Annotated in this window: 12 protein-coding genes; 5 read left to right on the top strand and 7 right to left on the bottom strand. The window is 69.8% G+C overall.

Annotated elements, in window-relative coordinates:
- Positions 1-67: 67 nt before the first annotated feature.
- Entirely contained in the window at positions 68-1,831 is a 1,764-nt protein-coding gene (locus H521_RS0119240; RefSeq protein ID WP_022894643.1) for a S8 family serine peptidase, read from the bottom strand.
- A 173-nt stretch (positions 1,832-2,004) separates the two neighbouring features.
- On the bottom strand, positions 2,005-3,579 hold the full coding sequence (locus tag H521_RS0119235; protein ID WP_026482494.1) for a carboxylesterase/lipase family protein: 1,575 nt from the start codon (positions 3,577-3,579) through the stop codon (positions 2,005-2,007).
- 104 nt (positions 3,580-3,683) lie between these two features.
- On the opposite strand from H521_RS0119235, the gene H521_RS0119230 reads away from it, so the two are divergent.
- Entirely contained in the window at positions 3,684-4,973 is a 1,290-nt protein-coding gene (locus tag H521_RS0119230; RefSeq protein WP_022894641.1) for an MFS transporter, read from the top strand.
- A 24-nt stretch (positions 4,974-4,997) separates the two neighbouring features.
- Here the strand turns inward: H521_RS0119230 and H521_RS0119225 are convergent, their stop codons facing one another.
- The 3 genes from H521_RS0119225 to H521_RS0119215 all read right to left on the bottom strand — a co-directional run bounded on the left by H521_RS0119225 (position 4,998) and on the right by H521_RS0119215 (position 11,281).
- The gene (locus H521_RS0119225) at positions 4,998-8,291 is read right to left on the bottom strand and encodes a M36 family metallopeptidase (RefSeq protein ID WP_022894640.1); all 3,294 of its coding nucleotides are present in this window, start codon (positions 8,289-8,291) and stop codon (positions 4,998-5,000) included.
- Between the two features lie 165 nt (positions 8,292-8,456).
- Positions 8,457-10,625 carry an ATP-dependent Clp protease ATP-binding subunit gene (locus H521_RS24435; protein WP_022894639.1) on the bottom strand — a complete coding sequence of 723 codons (2,169 nt, stop codon included), beginning with the start codon at positions 10,623-10,625 and terminating at the stop codon, positions 8,457-8,459.
- Between the two features lie 149 nt (positions 10,626-10,774).
- A complete protein-coding gene (locus H521_RS0119215; RefSeq protein ID WP_051159361.1) occupies positions 10,775-11,281 on the bottom strand; it encodes a hypothetical protein in 507 nt (168 codons plus the stop codon).
- A 107-nt stretch (positions 11,282-11,388) separates the two neighbouring features.
- On the opposite strand from H521_RS0119215, the gene H521_RS0119210 reads away from it, so the two are divergent.
- The 4 genes from H521_RS0119210 to H521_RS0119195 all read left to right on the top strand — a co-directional run bounded on the left by H521_RS0119210 (position 11,389) and on the right by H521_RS0119195 (position 15,262).
- Complete coding sequence (locus tag H521_RS0119210; protein ID WP_022894637.1) at positions 11,389-12,096, top strand: YceI family protein; 708 nt, start codon at positions 11,389-11,391, stop codon at positions 12,094-12,096.
- Positions 12,097-12,129: 33 nt separating this feature from the next.
- Entirely contained in the window at positions 12,130-13,152 is a 1,023-nt protein-coding gene (locus H521_RS25240; protein ID WP_022894636.1) for a hypothetical protein, read from the top strand.
- Between the two features lie 95 nt (positions 13,153-13,247).
- Complete coding sequence (locus H521_RS0119200) at positions 13,248-14,276, top strand: LLM class flavin-dependent oxidoreductase (protein WP_022894635.1); 1,029 nt, start codon at positions 13,248-13,250, stop codon at positions 14,274-14,276.
- 116 nt (positions 14,277-14,392) lie between these two features.
- Positions 14,393-15,262 (top strand): NAD(P)H-binding protein, encoded by an 870-nt coding sequence (locus H521_RS0119195; RefSeq protein ID WP_022894634.1) that lies wholly within the window; start codon positions 14,393-14,395, stop codon positions 15,260-15,262.
- A gap of 288 nt (positions 15,263-15,550) precedes the next feature.
- Here the strand turns inward: H521_RS0119195 and H521_RS0119185 are convergent, their stop codons facing one another.
- Together H521_RS0119185 and H521_RS0119180 are read right to left on the bottom strand one after the other, a co-directional pair.
- Entirely contained in the window at positions 15,551-16,999 is a 1,449-nt protein-coding gene (locus tag H521_RS0119185; RefSeq protein WP_022894633.1) for an APC family permease, read from the bottom strand.
- A 35-nt stretch (positions 17,000-17,034) separates the two neighbouring features.
- Positions 17,035-18,132 (bottom strand): Zn-dependent alcohol dehydrogenase, encoded by a 1,098-nt coding sequence (locus H521_RS0119180; protein ID WP_022894632.1) that lies wholly within the window; start codon positions 18,130-18,132, stop codon positions 17,035-17,037.
- Positions 18,133-18,151: the final 19 nt, after the last annotated feature.

The raw sequence follows: 18,151 nt of genomic DNA, 5'->3' as shown, positions 1-18,151 counted from the left end.
ACGAACGGGGCCGACCGCAGTAGCGGTCGACCCCGTCGAGTGCGTCAGGAACTGACGAGCGTCAGCGTCAGCGCCTGATGGCGGCGAGCGCGTTCACGATGCCGTCGCCGTAGAACCCGTTCTTCGTGGGCGAGCCTTCGCACGTGTGCGTCGAGGTCGCCGTGGTGCCGTTCGGCAGGTGCCGCACGTAGGTGAAGTCGGCGGGCACCGGGCACGCCGTGTCGACGGCCGACGACAGCAGCTTCGCCTCGACGGCATCGGGCGACAGTGTCTTGCCGCCGTGCTCCTTGTCGCGCTTGCCGAACTGGCCGACGATGAGGGCTGCGACACCCGCGGCGTGCGGCGAGGCCATCGAGGTGCCCTGCAGGTACTGGTAGTAGCCGCAGGTCTCACCGGATGCGTCGCAGCTCTCGACGGCCCACGGTACGACGACGTCGCCGTTCTCGTCGATCGCGCCCTCGGCTTCGGCGAGCGCGGTCGGGTACGCGGCGAGGATGCCGGCGGCGTAGTCGCGGGTGCCTTCGGCGGTGTCGTAGACGTCGCCACCGGGAGCGGCGACATCGACGTAGCCGTTGCCGTAGTCGGAGTAGTACGACTTGCGCTCGCTCGGGCCGGTGCTGCTCACGGTGATGACGCCGTCGCCCTCGCTCGGCATCGAGATGCACGAGGCCGGGTCGAGCAGGTCGCGCGTGTACGCGATCTCACCGGGCTCGCTCGCGAAGTCGGGGCTCGAGGCGTCGCTGATGACCTTCGTGTAGTCGGTCGCACCGTTGCCGGCTGCGGAGACGAGCGTCACGCCGTTGCCGCGTGCGTAGTCGAGTGCGCGCTGCATGGCGGTGATGACGGTCTGCTGCTCGGCCTGGTCTTCGGGCGAGTCGGCGGGGTGCGAGGTGCAGTTGAAGAGCCACGGGTCGACGTAGTAGCTCATGTTCACGACGTCGAGGCCGTTGTCGCCCGCGTACGTGAGGGCGTCGAGCGAGGCCTGCAGGAAGAAGTAGCCCGAGTCCTGGCCGGCGCGCAGGTTGACGATGGTCGCATCGGGAGCGACGCCCGCGATGCCGATGCCGTTGATGGGCGAGGCGATCGTCGAAGCGACGTGCGTGCCGTGACCGTTCTCGTCGACGTCCGCCGCGTCTTCGCACGACTGGTCGGGCTCATCGGCGCACGCGCCGTCGATCGCGTCGCCGTTGGCATCGGTCTCGATGTCGACCGTGAAGTTGCGGCTCAGCTCGGCGTCGAAGTTCGGGGCGATGTCGGGGTGGGTTCCGTCGACACCGGTGTCGAGGATGCCGACCAGCACGCCGCGGCTCTTGTCGTGTCGGTACGAACCGTCGACCGTGGCGTCGATCGCCTGCATGTCCCACTGCAGGTCTGCGAGCGGTTCGGCGAGCGGCCGGCCGTTCGACGGACGCGTGGCGGGAGCTCCGGCAGCGGCGTTCTCGCCGGCGCCGCGGAGGTCGGCCTTCGCGCTGTCGAACTTCTCTGCCGCGCCCGCGCCCTTCTGCGCGTTCGGAACGTCGGCGATGACGCGGTTCTGCGCCGTGCCCTCGATGACCGACTGGGCGGCGGCTTCAGCGGCGAAGTCTGCCTCGGTCGTCACGACGGTCGCGACGCCGACCTCGGCGTTCTCGGCGATGATCGTTCCACCGGCGGCCGCCACCGCCGCTCGCGTCGCCTCGGTCGAGGCGCCTTCGGCGAAGAGCACGACGTACTGCTGCTCACCGCTCACCTCGTCGCCGGTCGAGTTCGCCGCGCCGGCCGGGCCGGCGACGAGCGCCGTCAGGGCGAGCGCCAGCGCGGAGGTCGTTGCTATGGATTTGAATCTCAACATGTTCGTCCAATCCGTGGGCCGTCAATGAGCGCGATCCTTCCATGTGCCGCGAATGGGGGCAAGAGCAGCGCTCGAAGCTCCCGCGAATCCGCGTGGACGCGCGAGCATGACGCACGTTCCGCGGCGTGTCCGGCAAGAATCGTGCGTCGTGAGGCACCGACCGGTGCGCCGCCTCACACGTGCGGCACGAACTCCTGCCAGGCCAGACGCTTCTCGCGTCGCGGGTCGAGCTCGACCCGATCGGCGCCGTCGAACACGATGGTGCGCCGGTCGACCTCGTCGTAGGTCGGCCAGTCTGCGCCGGGACATCCGGATGCCGCGAAGCTCACCCAGTGCCGCTGCATCCGTCGCCCGACCGCACGGAACATGCGGCGCCCGCCGAGCAGCGTGAGCCCGGTGCCGACCGGGGTGTCGAACTTCTCGAACAGTGCGAAGAGCTCGAGGCCGTGCGTGGCGTCGAGGCCGAGCAGCCGCGGCATCCGTGGTGCGGCATCGAAGCGGTAGCCGAAGGTCGGCGCGAAGCGCGAGTGCCGCTCGGCGACCTTCACCGACGGGAACCAGAAGGTGAAGTCACCGCCGAAGTCGGCGGCCGGCCGTCGTTCGGGCAGACCGGGGTACTGCCGCTTGATCGCCTTGCGCGCCTTCTTCTTCGTGTTGGCGAAGATCGCCCTGATGCGCGGCTTCGTCGTGGGCAGGATGTCGATGCGACCCTCGAACAGCGATCCCTCGCGGTCGTTCGTGCCGATGATGAGCGGCACCCGGTGCGCGAGCCCGTCGCGGAAGGCGTCGAGCGGACGGTGCGGCAGGAACTCGCCGTCGATGACGGGCGCAAGGCTGATCGTGCCGGGATTCTCGTCGGGGGTGCGGGTCGTGAGCGCCGTCGTCGCCTCGGCGAGCAGCATGGGGTCGGCGGTCACGAGCATCGCCGCGGCATCCTCGACCGACTCGCTCTCGAGGTCGTCGTCGTCGACCACACGGCTGAGCAGCTGCACGTATTCGCCCGCCCACCGCTGCGCGACGTCGGGCAGGTAGACCGCATTCGCGGGCGAGCTCTGCGCGATCGCACGATGGAAGAGCCCCTCGGCGGCGGGCACGGTGAGCAGCGTCGTCACCGAGTTGGCGCCGGCCGACTCGCCGAAGAGGGTCACGCGGTCGGGGTCGCCGCCGAAGGCACGGATGTTGCGGCGCACCCACTCGAGCCCTGCGACCTGATCGCGCAGGCCGAGGTTCGCCTCGATCGGCCGCCCCGGCCGCGAGTAGGCGCGGAAGTCGAGCCAGCCGAGGGCGCCGAGCCGGTAGTTGAGGCTCACGTAGACGACGCCGTGCTGCCGGGCCAGCCGCTCGCCCTGGCGCGGGTACTCCCCCGACGAGCCGACGCTGTAGGCGCCCCCGTGGATGAACACCATGACCGGGCGGCCGCCGGAGCCGGCCGCCCCGCCCACTGTCACGGTTTCATCGGGCGCGATCACGTTGAGGCTCAGGCAGTCCTCGCTGCGCGGCAGGTGGGGCGCGGCGCCGATGAACTGGCCGCGCCGCTTCTGCGGGGCGACCGGCCCGAAGCGCGTCGCGTCGCGCACGTCGCTCCAGCCCTCGGCGGGCACGGGCGCCCGGAACCGGCGCTCGCCCGCCGTCGAGGCGGCGTACGGGATGCCCCGCCACAGTCGCACCCCGTGGCGGCGCAGACCCGACACGGGGCCGCGATCGGTCTCGACGACGAGATCGCGTGACGTGCCCTCGCGCAACAGCATGCCCGAAGCGTAGAGCCGCAAGGTGAACCTCGGGTGTGCGATGCGCGCGACAGCGCGATGTCGCCGATGCATGCGATGTCGGCAGTGTCGGCCAAGATATTCAAGTGATCGGCATCAGGAGCTTCTGGAACGCACTGCCCACCGAGGGGCGATGGCTGCTCTCGACAGTCGCGATCCAGACCCTCGGCCGTGGCCTCACGCTGCCGTTCACGATCATCTACCTGCACGAGGTGCGCGGCTTCGACCTCGGCCTCTCGGGCGGGCTGATGAGTCTGATCGCGATCGTCGGACTCATCGTCACCGGTCCCGGCGGCACCCTCATCGACCGGTTCGGCGCCCGCAAGGTGCTGCTCGTCGGCCTCGCGGCGATGATCATCGGCTGCACGCTGCTCGCCTACGCGACCCACCCCGCCGTCGCTGCCGTCGCACTCGTGCTGATCGGCGTCAACTTCGGCGTCTCGTGGCCCGGCTTCAACGCCCTCATCGCCGCGGTGGTCACCGGTGAGCTGCGCCAGCAGTACTTCGGCGTCAACTTCGCCCTCGTCAACCTCGGCATCGGCGTCGGCGGCGTCATCGGCGGCTTCTTCATCGACGTCGACAAGCCCGAGACCTTCACCGTGATCTTCCTCATCGACGCGATCAGCTGCCTCGTGCCGGCGGCGCTGCTGCTCGGCCCGCTCCGGCACGTGCGCACGCACGCCGATCCCTCCGACGACGCTCCGGCGACCGCCGGGTATCGCCAGATCCTCCGTCGGCCGGCGGTGCTGTGGCTGACGCTGCTCACCTTCATCGCCATGTTCATCGGCTACGGCCAGATGGAGGCCGGCTTCCCCGCCTACGCTCGTCAGGTCGCCGAGGTGTCGACCCAGGTCGTCGGCTTCTCGTTCGCCGTCAACACGGTGGTCATCGTGCTGCTGCAGTTCACCGTGCTGAAGTTCATCACCGGCAAGCGGCGCACCAGAGTCATGTGGGTCATGGCGGCCGTGTGGGCGGTGGCGTGGCTGCTGCTCGGCGCTGCCGGGCTGCTGCCCGACTCGCTCACGGCGGCGATCGGCGTGCTCGCGTTCATGGGTGTCTTCGCCTTCGGTGAGACACTGCTGCAACCCACCGTGCCCGCGATCTACAACGACCTCGCCTCCGACCGCAATCGCGGGCGCTACAACGCGATCAACGCCGCAGCGTTCCAGGGCGGCGCGATCGCCGGGCCGATCGCGGCCGGCCTGTTGCTCGACCAGGGCCTCGACGCGGTCTACATCGCGGTGATGGTGCTCGGCTGCCTCGGCATCGGCGTGCTGTCGAGTGCGCTCGAACGTCGCATCCCCGCCAGCGCGAACGGCGTGCCCACGGCAGAGAGCACGGGCGCGTCAGACCCCGAGTTCGACACTCGAGGCTGACGCAGCCGTGCCCCCAGCGCGACGTCAGCCGCTCGTCGTGACGATCGACGCGAGCCGGCCCTTCGCCTGCCGCACGTCGTGCTCACTCGACGCCGGGTCGGTGCGCACCGTCTCTGCTGCGAGCACCGCCTCGCCCCACGTCATCGCCACGCCGCCGTAGGTGACGGGTGTCGACAGATCGACCGAGCCATTGGCGAAGTTCAGCCACGCCGCGAGCAGGAACTGGTCGAACTGCTCGTCGGCGCCGCTCTTCGGCGGCGAGTGGAAGATGTCCACGGCATCCGCTCGGTCGAGTGGGCTGTCGAACACCGTGCTGAAGAACACCACGATGTCGAGGTAGCACTCGAGCTCAGCGGCGGTGAAGTCGTTCGACTTCTTCTCGCGGTACTGGTTCAGCCACCACCCGTGCTGCTTCGACTTGGTGCCGTCGCCGACCACGACCACCGCGGCCGAGTCGGCGGCGGTGCCGCCGTCGTCGTCCTCGACCTCGGTGACCAGTTCGTACAGGCATGCCTCGGCGTACACGTGGTCGGCCGAGAGGTCGACGTCGCGCGGCTGCACGCTCGGCGACTTCGGCGGGTCGAGCGCCGGCGGATTCACGAGCGAGGTCTCAGAGCTCGTCGCTCCGTCACCCCAGTTCCACGTGACCGTGAGGTCGTCGCTGCCCGGGTCGGTCGTCGTGAGCGGCACCGTGAGGTTGCCGCCCGCGTCGAGCACGAAGGCCTCGACCCCGTCGTAGACCTGCGTGCCCGAGGTGTCGATCTCGATCGTCGGGTCGACGTTCGCGACGTCGACGACGATGCTCGCGCACGTGGTCGAATCGTCGTCGGAGCCGCAGACCTCGACATCGAAGAGACCGTTGTCGCCGTAGTCGAACAGCACCTCGAAGGCGAGCGTCGCGTCGGGCCGTGCGTTCTCCTCGACGCCGGCGAGCGCGAGGGCGCCCGCCCCGTCGTCGAGGTCGAGCGTCGCCGACAGGTCGTCGAGCCATCCCGGGTCGGTGATGACCCCGCTGATCGTGACGGTGCGCGTCGCCTCGTCGATGGGAGCGACCGGATCGATCGTCACCACCGGCTCGACGTTCGCGACGTCGACCTCGCTCGCATCGGTCGCAGTGTTGCCGAAGGCATCGGTCACCCGCAGCCCGATCGGGTACGACCCATCTTGCCCGACGAGCGCGAAGGTCGGAGTCTCACCCGTGGCGTCGTCGTACTGCCCGTCGCCGTCGAGGTCCCACTCCCAGGTCGCGATCGCGCCGGCGCTCGGGTCGGACCCGGCGCTCGAACCGGCCGCCGTCAGCGCGACATCCGTGCCCTCGATCGTCGCGTACGGCCCGCCGGCATCCGCCGTCGGAGCGCACGCCGCGGGCAGCGTGAAGTCGTCGACCTGATCGCCGTGACCGTTCGTGCCGGCCGCGACCGCGAGCTCACCGAGCCCGCGCTGCGCGAAGGCCGACCAGATCGCGCAGACGTTCGCGCCGGCGTTCGTCGCGACATCCGCTGCGATGAGGCCGTTGCGGGCGTCGACGAAGGTGGGCTTGCTGCCGACGTTCGTGTTCTTCATGCCGTCGATCACGAGTTGCTCGGCGACTGGCAGTCCGACCAGGGCGCGCACGGCGTAGACCATGGTCGCCCAGATCGTGCCGTTGCCGTGCGGACTGCCGTCGGCGGGCACGTAGTTGTTGTAGTCCGAGTACACGAGCGGCGAGGTGTCGTACGCGACCGAGCGGATGCCGGTCGTCGTGTTGCCGGTGGCGTACTCGCCGATGATCGCGTCACCCCACTTGAGGAACGAGAGCACGTCGCTCCAGCCTTCGCCGAGCGCTCCGGTCTGGTCGTCGCCGTAGTCGAAGCTGCCGCCGCCGACGAGCCGCGTCGAGACGCCGTGGCCGAACTCGTGGGCGATCACGTCGCCGTCCATCGAGCCGTCACGGAACGGCCGGCCGGCCGGCGCCCACATGTACATCTGCATGCGCGGGCTCGCGCCGTCACCCGGCGTGCCGAAGTTGGCGTTGTTCTGGCACCTGATGTCGTTCGGCGGGTCGGCCTGGTCTTGGCAGCCGAAGTCCCAGCCGTCCTGCGCCTCGGCGTTCACCGGGTCGCCGTCGCTGCCGCCGTTGCCGAAGTTGTCGATCTGGAAGTTGCGCCACGCCTCGGTGAAGCCGAGCTCGTACGTGTAGTCGTGCATCACGTTCGTGTAATAGAAGAGCTGCGTCGTGATCGCATCGAGGTCGGCGTCGAGGCTCGCCTGGCTGGCGTCGGCATTGGTGCGCCACGCGTCGGTGAACGCGTAGTCGAACACCTGGTAGCCCGGGTCGCCCATGGCGGGCGTGTTCGGCTGGTATTCGTCGTTCGCGTCGTTGTCGTCGAGGTCGCGGTAGGCGTTGACGTTGTTGCCGCTCGTCGTCGTGCCGCCCACCCACGTGCCGTTGACACCGGTGAACGGATGCAGCTCGCGCCCGGCGCCCGTGGCGTCGGGGTGCTGCTCGTCGAAGACCCGCCCTTCGGGGGCGGCGTGCGCGTAGCGACTCGACTCGGCGAGCACCTCACCGGTCACCGCGTCCACGACCGATTCGACCCAGATCTCGCCCGACAGTTCGACGTCGGTGACCCAGGCGAGCTGGAGCGCCGCGCCGTCGTCGACCATGTACCAGCGTTGTTCAGCCGTGAGCGGTGCGGCGTCGACCACGCCCTCTGCGATCGTGTTGGGCACCTCGACACTCGGCTCAGCGGTCGTGTCCGCTTCCTTCGGCACATCGTCCGTCGTGATGGCTGCGCCGGATGCCTCGACCGCCGCACCGACGATGGCATCGGCCGCGGTGACCTCCGGGGCCGGCGGTGCCGCCGACCTCGCCGCCGGAACGTCGGCTGCGACACCGCCGAGGTGCACGAGCCGGCCGTCGGCGGCGACGCTCGCGGTGATGACCGCGTCGTGCACCGGGATCGACTGCACGTGCTGACGCAGCTGCACGTAGCTCACGCCATTGGCGTCGGTGATGACCTCATCGGCCGTCAGGGTCTCGAGTCCGCCGCCGTCGAGCCCGAAGGCTGCGCGGTGAGCGTCGAGGTAGCCGAGCACGACGTCGGCCGGTGCCGCATCCGATGGCTCGGTGAGCGCGCCGATCGGGTTGAGCACCGAGAGCACGTCGCCCAGCGGGTCGACCCGCACGAGTGCGCCGGCGCCGAACTCGTCGGAGAGGCCGGGCGGTGGTGCCGCCGCCGGTGGGCTGGTCGGCGGTGCGGCAACCGCAGCGAGCGGCTGGCTGAGCACGAGTGCGAATGCGCCGAGAATTGCGACGGCGCCGATCGGACGGACCATGACGGCCTCCCGAAGGGAACTTCGACGAAGCCCGGGGCGATCCCCCCAGCCGCCCCGGGTCTGACTCAGTGAGCCGTCGCACAAGCTACGCCGACCCGCCACTCGCCGGTAGAGGGTCGGGGACGGAACCGTACCTCCAAAACGGGGGACACGGCCGCGGCGCGGCTACTCCGCGGGCACCTCGGCCCGCGCCACGGTCAGCGAGTCGCCGTCGTCGGCGAGACCGACCACGACGGTGTCGCCGTCGCGCACCTCGCCGGTGAGCAGCGCCCGCGCCAGGCGGTCGTCGATCTCGTGCTGCATGAGCCGGCGCAGCGGCCGGGCGCCGTAGAGCGGGTCGTAGCCGCGTTCGGCGAGCCAGGCTCGGGCATCGGGCGTGACGCCGAGCTGCAGTCGCCGCTCGTGCAGTCGCGCGCCGAGCCGATCGATGTAGAGGTTCACGATCTCGGCGAGCTCCTGCTCGCTGAGCGCCGAGAACACCACGATGTCGTCGAGCCGGTTGACGAACTCGGGCTTGAACGCCTGCCGAACCGTCTGCAGCACCGCCTGCTCCTTCTCATCCCAGCTGAGCGTCGGGTCGATGAGGTACTGCGAGCCGAGGTTCGAGGTGAGGATCAGGATCGTGTTGCGGAAGTCGACCGTGCGGCCCTGCCCGTCGGTGAGCCTGCCGTCGTCGAGCACCTGCAGCAGCACGTCGAAGACCTCGGGGTGGGCCTTCTCGACCTCGTCGAAGAGGATCACCGAGTACGGGCGACGACGCACGGCCTCGGTCAGCTGCCCGCCCTGGTCGTAGCCGACGTAGCCCGGAGGGGCGCCGACGAGCCGCGAGACCGAGAACTTCTCGCCGTACTCCGACATGTCGATGCGCACCATGGCGTGCTCGTCGTCGAAGAGGAAGTCGGCGAGCGACTTCGCGAGCTCGGTCTTGCCGACGCCGGTCGGGCCGAGGAAGAGGAACGAACCAGTCGGCCGGTTCGGGTCGCTGATGCCCGCGCGCGAGCGGCGCACCGAGTCGGCGACGGCGGCGACGGCACGCTTCTGGCCGATCAGCCGCTTGCCGAGCTCCTGCTCGAGGTGCAGCAGCTTCTCGGTCTCGCCCTGCAGCAGGCGGCCGACGGGAATGCCGGTCCACGCGGCGATCACCTGCGCGATGTCCTCTTCGGTGACCTGCTCGTTGACCATGCGCGGCTCGTCGGGCGCCGCTTCGGCCTGCTCGGCCGCCACGAGATCGCGCTGCAGTTGGGCGATCGTCTCGTACTCGAGCTTCGAGGCCGTCGCGTAGTCGGCCTCGCGCATCGCACGGTCGCGCCTCGTGACCGCGTCGTCGAGCTGCTTCTTCAGATCGCCGACGCGATTCAGCGACATCCGCTCACGTGCCCAGCGGGCCTCGAGGCCGGCGAGTTCGCGTTCTTGCTCGACGAGCGTCTCGTGCAACTTCGCGAGCCGCTCCTTCGACGCGTCGTCCTTCTCCTTCTTCAGGGCGAGCTCTTCGAGCTTCAAGCGGTCGACCTGGCGCTTCAATTGGTCGATCTCGACGGGGCTCGAGTCGATCTCCATCTTGAGGCGCGACATCGCCTCGTCGACGAGGTCGATCGCCTTGTCGGGCAGTTGGCGGGCCGAAATGTAGCGGTTCGAGAGGGATGCCGCGGCGACGAGCGCGGCGTCGGAGATCGTGACCCCGTGGTGCGCCTCGTAGCGTCCCTTGAGTCCGCGCAGGATCGCGATCGTGTCTTCGACGCTCGGTTCGCCGACGTACACCTGCTGGAAGCGGCGTTCGAGCGCGGCGTCCTTCTCGATGTACTCGCGGTACTCGTTGAGCGTGGTCGCGCCGATGAGCCGCAGTTCGCCGCGAGCGAGCATGGGCTTCAGCATGTTGGAAGCGGCGACCGAGCCTTCGCCGCCGCCCGCGCCCATGAGCAGGTGCAGCTCGTCGACGAAGGTGATGATCTCGCCCTCGGCGTCGTTGATCTCCTTGAGCACGGCCTTCAGCCGCTCCTCGAACTGACCGCGGTACATCGCGCCGGCGACGAGCGCCGAGATGTCGAGCGAGATGAGCTGCTTGTTCTTCAGCGATTCGGCGACGTCGCCCGCGACGATTCGCTGGGCGAGCCCCTCGACCACGGCGGTCTTGCCGACGCCCGGCTCGCCGATGAGCACGGGGTTGTTCTTCGTGCGCCGCGTGAGCACCTGGCTGACCCGGCGGATCTCGGCGTCACGACCGATCACGGGGTCGAGCTTGCCCGCCTTCGCGATCTCGGTGAGGTTGACACCGTATTGTTCGAGCGCCGACTTCTGCTCCTCTTGCGAGCTCGGCGCACCTTGCATGTTGGCCACAGGCGCTCCCTTCGTTCAAAACTTGAGTGTAGTTAACTCAACTTTGGCGAGAGGGCTGGTATTCCGATTTCGACGCCGGATCTCCCCCGGGAATCACGGTAGACGGATGCCGCGTGGCGCGCCAGCGTCGTTCAGTGCACCAGCGCCGTTCAGTGCGTCACGTCGACGGCGATCACGGTCGTGCGCTGCGTGCCGGCGGGCGTCGGCACTTCGTAGCGCACCGGCATGCCCGGGTGGGAGGCCGCGAACCAGAACGTCTCCGCCGCGGCATCCGCCGACTCGTCCGGCTCGCCCGGCTCGTCGCCATGAACGCCGTAGCGCCGGCAGGCGAGCCGCCCGATCGGCAGCTCGAGCACCTCGTCGGTCACGGTCGTGCGCTCGATCGGAAATGCGGCGTGCCCCTGCAGCTCATGCCAGGTCACGCGGGCGGTCGAGACCTCGCCGTCGACGCCGCCATCGGCGGCAACGCGCCAGCGCTCGAGTGTGGCGCCCTGGTCGTCGCAGTTGCTGAAGCGATTGACGCGCTCGTACCGCTGCCCGCCGGGCTCCTCGACGAGGAGACGGATCGTCTTGCCCGTGCCGCTCGCCCGGCGGATCTCGTCGGCAGTGAAGGGAGTCGGAAGCAGGCCGGGCCCGAGCACGCGTGGGTCGCTCATGCACGCCATTCTGCGTCATCCGCCGTCATCTCCACACGGTCACGGTGAATTCAATGCTTTCTCATACGTTCATCGGCAATGCTCGAAGTCCGAACCGGGGAGAACGCATGCAGAAGCGCACCAAGATCATCACCGTGTCCATCGTCGCCGGAGCGATCGTGCTCGGCGCGACCGCCGCTATCGCCGGTCCGATCTTCTATCGCGACGTCATCGTCGGCGAGGCCGAGGCCGCCCCGTCGGTGACCGCGGCGCCGACGGCGACGAGCGGCACGGATGCGGAGGCCGCGGCATCCGACCTCAGCGGAAGCTGGAATGTCGCCACCGGTTCCTACGCCGGCTACCGACTCGACGAGGTGCTGAACGGCACGGATGTCACGGTCGTCGGCCGCACCGAAGAGGTCGCGGGTTCGCTCACCGTCGAGGGCGACACCCTCACCGCGGGCGAGATCACCGTCGACATGGCCTCCATCGCCACCGACTCGGGCAATCGCGACGCGTACTTCCGTGACACCGCGCTGCGCACGTCGGAGTTCCCGACCGCGACGTTCACGCTGACCGCGCCGGTCACCGCAACTGCCGCGCCCGTCGCGGGCGAGGTGCAGACGGTGACAGCCACCGGCGACCTCACGATCGCCGGAGTCACGCGTTCGGTCAGCGTCGAACTCGAGGCCGTGCTGAACGGCGCCGACGGGCAGGTCGCCGGAAGCATCCCGATCACCTTCGCCGACTTCGGCGTCGAGGCGCCGAACCTCGGATTCGTCTCGGTCGAGCCCGACGGCTTCATCGAGTTCTCGCTCGTGCTCGCTCCCGCCTGAGCAGACTCGGCGGCGCTGTGGCAGGCTTCAGCCATGGACGCATCCGCTGATCAGCCGCAGATCGGGAGCATCACCGTCGAGCGCTCAGCGCTCGCGGAGCCTGGCACGGATCTCGCAACCGCGCTCGGCACGCTCGGGTTCGAGGTGTCGACCGAGGGCGTCCCCGACGACGCACCGTCGGGGTGGCGAGTGCTCGCCCGGCGCGCCGACGGCGTGCTCCTCGGGGCGCCGACGACGGACCGTCCGGGATGGTGGACCCTCGCGTACGCACGGTCGCGAGACGGGCAGTCACCCGCTGACGTGCAGGTCCACGCCGAACCTCAGCGTCTCCGGCCGAGTCGCGCCGAGCGCAGCCGGGGTCTCGTGCTGCGCTGGCCGGAGGTCACCCGCTCGGAGCCCGACTTCGGCCGCCTCGCCGTTGACATCGTCAACGCGGGTGACCAGCGCTGGCGACCCGACGGCGACTCGTTCGCCTCGATCGGGTTCATCACCGGGCCCGGCGGAAGCTCCGCGGCGGGGTACTTCGCCTTCGCCGGAGGAGGCTTCTCAGCGGTCCCGCTCGGTCCGGGTGAGTACGCACGCGTGAGCGTGCGCCTCGACGGGAGCCAATGGAAGGATCGGAAGCCCGGGCGCCACGAGATCTCCGCGACGCTCGTCGACCTCGACGTGCGCACCGAGTCGCCACTCGAGGTGGAGCTCACCGCCGAGCTCATCGAGCGGTATCGGCCGCACGACGAGCGGCCGCGAGCGTCTTCGCCCGACCTGCGGCGTGATCTCGAGGAACGCCTTGACGGCACCCACGCGATACTCGGCGCTCAGAAGCAGTTCGCCGCTGTGTTCGAGACGGTGGCCGCCGCGACATCCGACGAGGCTGCAGTGCTCGGCATCCGCGAGCTACTCGGCTGCTCTTCAGATGCGGCGCGCCAGGTCTACGAGACGCCGCTCCGCCGGTACCGGGCGGAGCATATCCGTCGACTGTCCGAAGAGGCCCGCGACCTCGAACAGCGGATCGCGCAGGCGGCCGCCGCCGAGGCATCCGCCGCCGATCGCCCCTAACTGCCGCCGACCGAGCGCGCACCGACGACCTTGCAGCCGTGGTCGCGGCATCCATGCACCGGAATAGACCCTGAGGCCCGGTCGTTCCACCAGTCGTGCAACGCTTCGGAACGCTCTCATTCGGACACTACGGCCCTCTGGGCGGCGGTCGCGAACTCTCGGCCGGCGATGCCATGCTGCAGGCGATCGATCTCGCGCAGGCCATGGACGAGCTCGGGGTGAACGGCGCGTACTTCCGCGTGCACCACTTCGCCCGCCAGCAGGCGTCGCCCATGCCGCTCCTCGCGGCGATCGCGGCCCGCACCCGGCACATCGAGGTCGGCACCGGCGTGGTCGACATGCGCTACGAGAACCCGTTGCACCTCGCCGAGGAGGCGGCGGCCGTCGACCTCATCTCGGGCGGCCGACTCGCGCTCGGCGTCAGCCGGGGATCGCCCGAGACGGTCGTGCGCGGCTACGAGGCCTTCGGCTACACCGGCTCGCAGGACCCCCGCGGCGCCGACATCGCCCGCGAGCACTTCGACCGGTTCCTCGACGCCGTCGAGGGCAAGGGCATCGCCGAAGCGGATGCCTCGTCGCCGTTCGGCGGCGCGAGCGGCCTGCAGCGCATCGAGCCCTACTCCCCCGGCCTGCGCTCGCGCATCTGGTGGGGCGCCGGCAACAGCGACTCGGCCGAATGGGCCGGGCGCCGCGGCGTGAACCTCATGTCGTCGACCCTGCTCACCGAAGACCGCGGCATGCCCTTCGACGAGCTGCAGGCGCAGCAGATCCAGACGTTCCGCGAAGCCTGGCGCGAGGCCGGCCACCCCGGCGAGCCGCGCACGTCGGTGAGCCGTTCGATCTTCCCCATCACGACGGCCGAAGACGAGCTCTACTTCGGCGGCCGTCAAGACGGCGACGGCGTCGGCTACATCGACGGCATGCGTTCGACCTTCGGCAAGACCTATGCGGGCACCCCCGACAAGCTCGTCGAGCAGCTGTTGCGCGATGCCGCGATCCGCGAGGCCGACACGCTCATGCTCACGATCCCGAGCCAGCTCGGCGTCGAGTTCAACCTGCGGCTCATCGCGGCCTTCGCCGAGCACGTCGCGCCGAGCCTCGGATGGGAGCCCGCGAACCGGTGACGTGAGGTGGCCCCGGCCGTCTATGAGACCACAAGTTTCGCGGCCGTGGGCAGCGGACCTGGTGTGTCAGTCGTCGTCGATACCGTGGAACGGTCAGTCCGTCGAGAGGAGACCACATGCGAATCGCCGTCACCACTCCGACCGGGCACGTCGGCCACCACGTGGTCGCCATGCTCGTGCGAGCGGGAGTGCGACCCCTCGTGCTCGCACGACACCCCGAGCATCTGCCCGCCGCAGTCCGGCCGATCGTCGACGCCGTCGCGGTGGATCAATTCGACGGCGACGCCGTGGCCGAGGCGACGGCTGGCGTCGACGCGCTCTATTGGGTCGACCCGCCCACGACCAGCGCCGATCCGCTCGACGACTACGACCGGGCTTCGGCCAGCGTGGTTCGCGCGGTCGAGGCGAACGGCATCCCTCGCGTGGTGTTCCAGAGCAGTGTGGGGGCCGAGAAGCGTCACGGCGTGGGCGAGATCGACGGCCTCGCAGCCACCGAAGTCGCGCTCGACGCCACGGCCGCGAGCGTGACCCATCTTCGGTGCGGGTACTTCTTCACGAACCTCGAGCTGCAACTCGACCAGGTGCGATCGGGTGCACTCCAGGTGATTTTTCCGGTCGACCACCCGTTGGCATGGGTGGCTCCGCGCGACATCGCCGAGGTCGCGGTCACCCGTCTGCTCTCGAGCGAGTGGAGCGGCCGGCATGTGCAGGCGGTGCACGGCCCCGAAGATCTCTCGTGGCGAAGGGTCGCCGAGATCGTCTCGGCGGCGACGGGCCGCCCGCTGGCGGTCGAGCAGATCTCCGCCGACGCGATGCGCAGCGGCCTGCTCGACGCCGGCATGCCGGCCGCGGGCGTCGAGGCGATGCTCGGCATGTCGACCGGCTTCCTCGACGGATTCGTTGCCGAGCAGCCCCGCTCAGTTCGCACGACCACGCCGACGACACTGGCCTCCTGGGCCTACGACGTGCTGCGTCCGCAACTCTGAGGCGCGGCAGGTCTGTCGAGTTGGGCTATGAACCGCCGTCGATGAGCTGCCGCACCGTCGACTCGGGCTGCGCCGCGGCGAGCGCGCGCACTCCCGCCGGCAGCAGCACGAGGTGGTGGTACGAGAGGCGCCCGGCTCTAGCCAGTGTTCGAGCGCCGCACCCGAGCGTCGCCGAAGCCCCAGAACATGACCGCGCCTCCCCGGCCGATTGGGGGGCCGGGGAGGCGCGGGGTTCAGCCACGCCCCGCCACCGCATGACGACGACGAAGCGCGGGTCTCTGCGGCGACCTAGCCGACGCCCTCGAGCGCGTCGGTCTCGGTGTTGCCGATGTTGCGGATGACCTCGGGGCGGCGCTTCGCGAGGTACTGGTACCACGCGAGTGCCGCGATCATCGTGATCAGGAACAGGTAGGGAATGATGTTCAGCGGCCACGCCGGCACCGGCACGACGTTCGCGAAGAACACGTAGGCCATGGCGACGACGGCGACGGTCGCGCAGACCCACACGAGGCCGTTGCGCATCTTCTCGCGCCGCGTGTAGACGACGCACGCGATGGCGACGAGCGCGTAGGCGACCATGTAGCCGTAGGTACCGTAGGTGTCGACCCACACGACGATGTCCATCGGGTGCACCCCGATCGCGAGCAGCACGATGTCGAGCGCGATGGCCGCAGGGCCGGCGACGAGCAGCACCCGGTGCGGCGTGAGGTGGCGTTCGTGCGTGCGGCCGAACCGCTCGGCGACTACGCCCTCCTTGCCCATCACGTAGATGATGCGGCCGACGACGTTGAGCGGCGCGACCACGACGGCGAAGAACGAGGCGCCGACGCCGAAGGTCAGGATCGGCGCGAACCATCCGGGCATGCCGATCTTCGTCGCGATGTCCTCGAGCGGGCTCGCGCTCGTGGCGAGCCCTTCGCCGAGCACGGCGATCTGCGTGTACGCGGCGAACACGTAGAGCACGCCGACGGTGACGGCGCTCCACATGATGGCCCGCGGAATCGCGGTGTACGGGTTCTTCGCCTCACGGCCGAGCGCATCGGCCGACGAGAAGCCCACGAACCCGAGGATGCCGAGCACCATGCCCGCGGCGACACCCTGCAGCGGCACGCCCTCGAACGAGAACTGCGCGGGGTCCCATGCGGCCGGCCCGGCCCACACCAGCGCGAGCACGAGGAGCACCAGGATGATGGCGACCGACACGAGCTCGAGCACGAGCGAGACGCGAGCAGAGAGACGGATGCCGCGAATGGTGAAGAGCGTCGCGAGCCCGCCGAGCACGATCGCGAGTGCGATCTGCCAGCCGACGCCCTCGGCCGGCACGCCCATGAGCACGAGGAACTGGTTCATGTACGAGACCGCGCCACCGAGCGAGCCGGCGGCGATGCCCCAGCAGCCGACGAGCAGCGCGACGCCCGCGAGGTAGGCGCCGAACGGCCCGAGCCCCTTCGCCACGTAGGTGTAGAGCGATCCGGCCGATGCGTGCCGCTTCGCGAACACGGCGACGCAGTAGCCGACAGCGAGGATCACGAGCGTGGCGAGCACGAACGAGAGCACGGTGCCGTTGCCGGCGCCGAGGTAGATCGCGGCCGCGGTGAACGCGATGACAGCGCTCGGTGCGATGTTGGCGATCGCCTGGGCGGCCAGCTCGGGCCCGCTCATGACGCCGTGGCGGAGCCCGGCGTCGACCGGCGCATCGGCGCGGGCCGCCGGCGCCTTGGTGGTGGGGGAAGTCATTGAGCTCTCCAGTGAGTCGGGTGATGACGATTGGATCAGGGAATGAGCAGCGTGCGCAGTGCTTCGCCGGATTCGAGGTCGTCGAACGCAGCGGCGGCTTCGGCGAGCGGTCGGCGCGCCGAGATCAGGGGGTCGAGCAGCAACTGGCCGTCCATGTAGCGGTCGACGAGCGCCGGGATGTCGATGGAGGGGCGAACGGAGCCGTAGTTCGAGCCGAGGATGCGCTGGTCGGCCTCGGCCAGCACGAGCGGCTCGAACGAGGCCTTGGCGCCGGTCGGCGGGAGGCCGACGATCACGGCGGCACCGCCGAGGCCGAGCATGCGGATCGCCTGCTCGGTCGTCGAGGTGCGTCCGATCGCGTCGAACGCGTAGTCGACCCCGTCGGGGATGAGTTCGAAGAGCGCCTCGACGGCGTCGACCTGCGAGGCATCGATCTGGTCGGTCGCGCCGAACTGCACGGCGAGCGCGGTCTTGTCGGCGCGCACGTCGATCGCGACGATGCGCTCCGCCCCGGCGAGCCGGGCACCCTGCACGACGTTCAGGCCGACCCCGCCGCATCCGATGACGACGACGGTCGCACCCGGTTCGACGGCGGCCGTGTTGAGCACCGCGCCCACGCCGGTCGCGACGGCGCAGCCGACGACGGCGACGACATCGAGTGGGGCGTCGTCGCGCACCTTCACGGCGCCGGATGCCGGCACGACGACCTCCTCGGCGAACGACGAGACCCCGAGGTAGTGGTGCAGCGATTCCTCACCGTGCGACAACCGCGAGGTGCCGTCGAAGAGCACGCCCTTCGGAGCGACGATCGTTGCGACCTTCTGGCAACGGGCCTCGTGGCCCGAGCGGCAGTAGCGGCACTCGCCGCACGGCGGCACCCATGAGAGCACCACGTGGTCGCCGACGGCGAGCGACGTGACGCCCTCGCCGAGTTCGACGACCACGCCCGACCCCTCATGACCCATGACGAGCGGTGCCGGGGCGTCCCATTCCCCTCGCTTCACGTGCAGGTCGGAGTGGCAGACGCCCGCCGCCGCGATCTTGACGCGAACCTCGCCGGCCTTGGGAGCGGCGAGCTCGACATCGGCGACCTCGATCGGCGTCTCCGGTGCGCGGAAGACGATGGCTTTCATGATGCTCCCTTGGATCAGT

The sequence above is a fragment of the Agromyces subbeticus DSM 16689 genome, from assembly GCF_000421565.1.
Classification (GTDB): Bacteria; Actinomycetota; Actinomycetes; order Actinomycetales; family Microbacteriaceae; genus Agromyces; species Agromyces subbeticus.
Note: the sequence above shows the minus strand (reverse complement) of the source record. Positions and strands in the feature narration are given on the sequence as shown.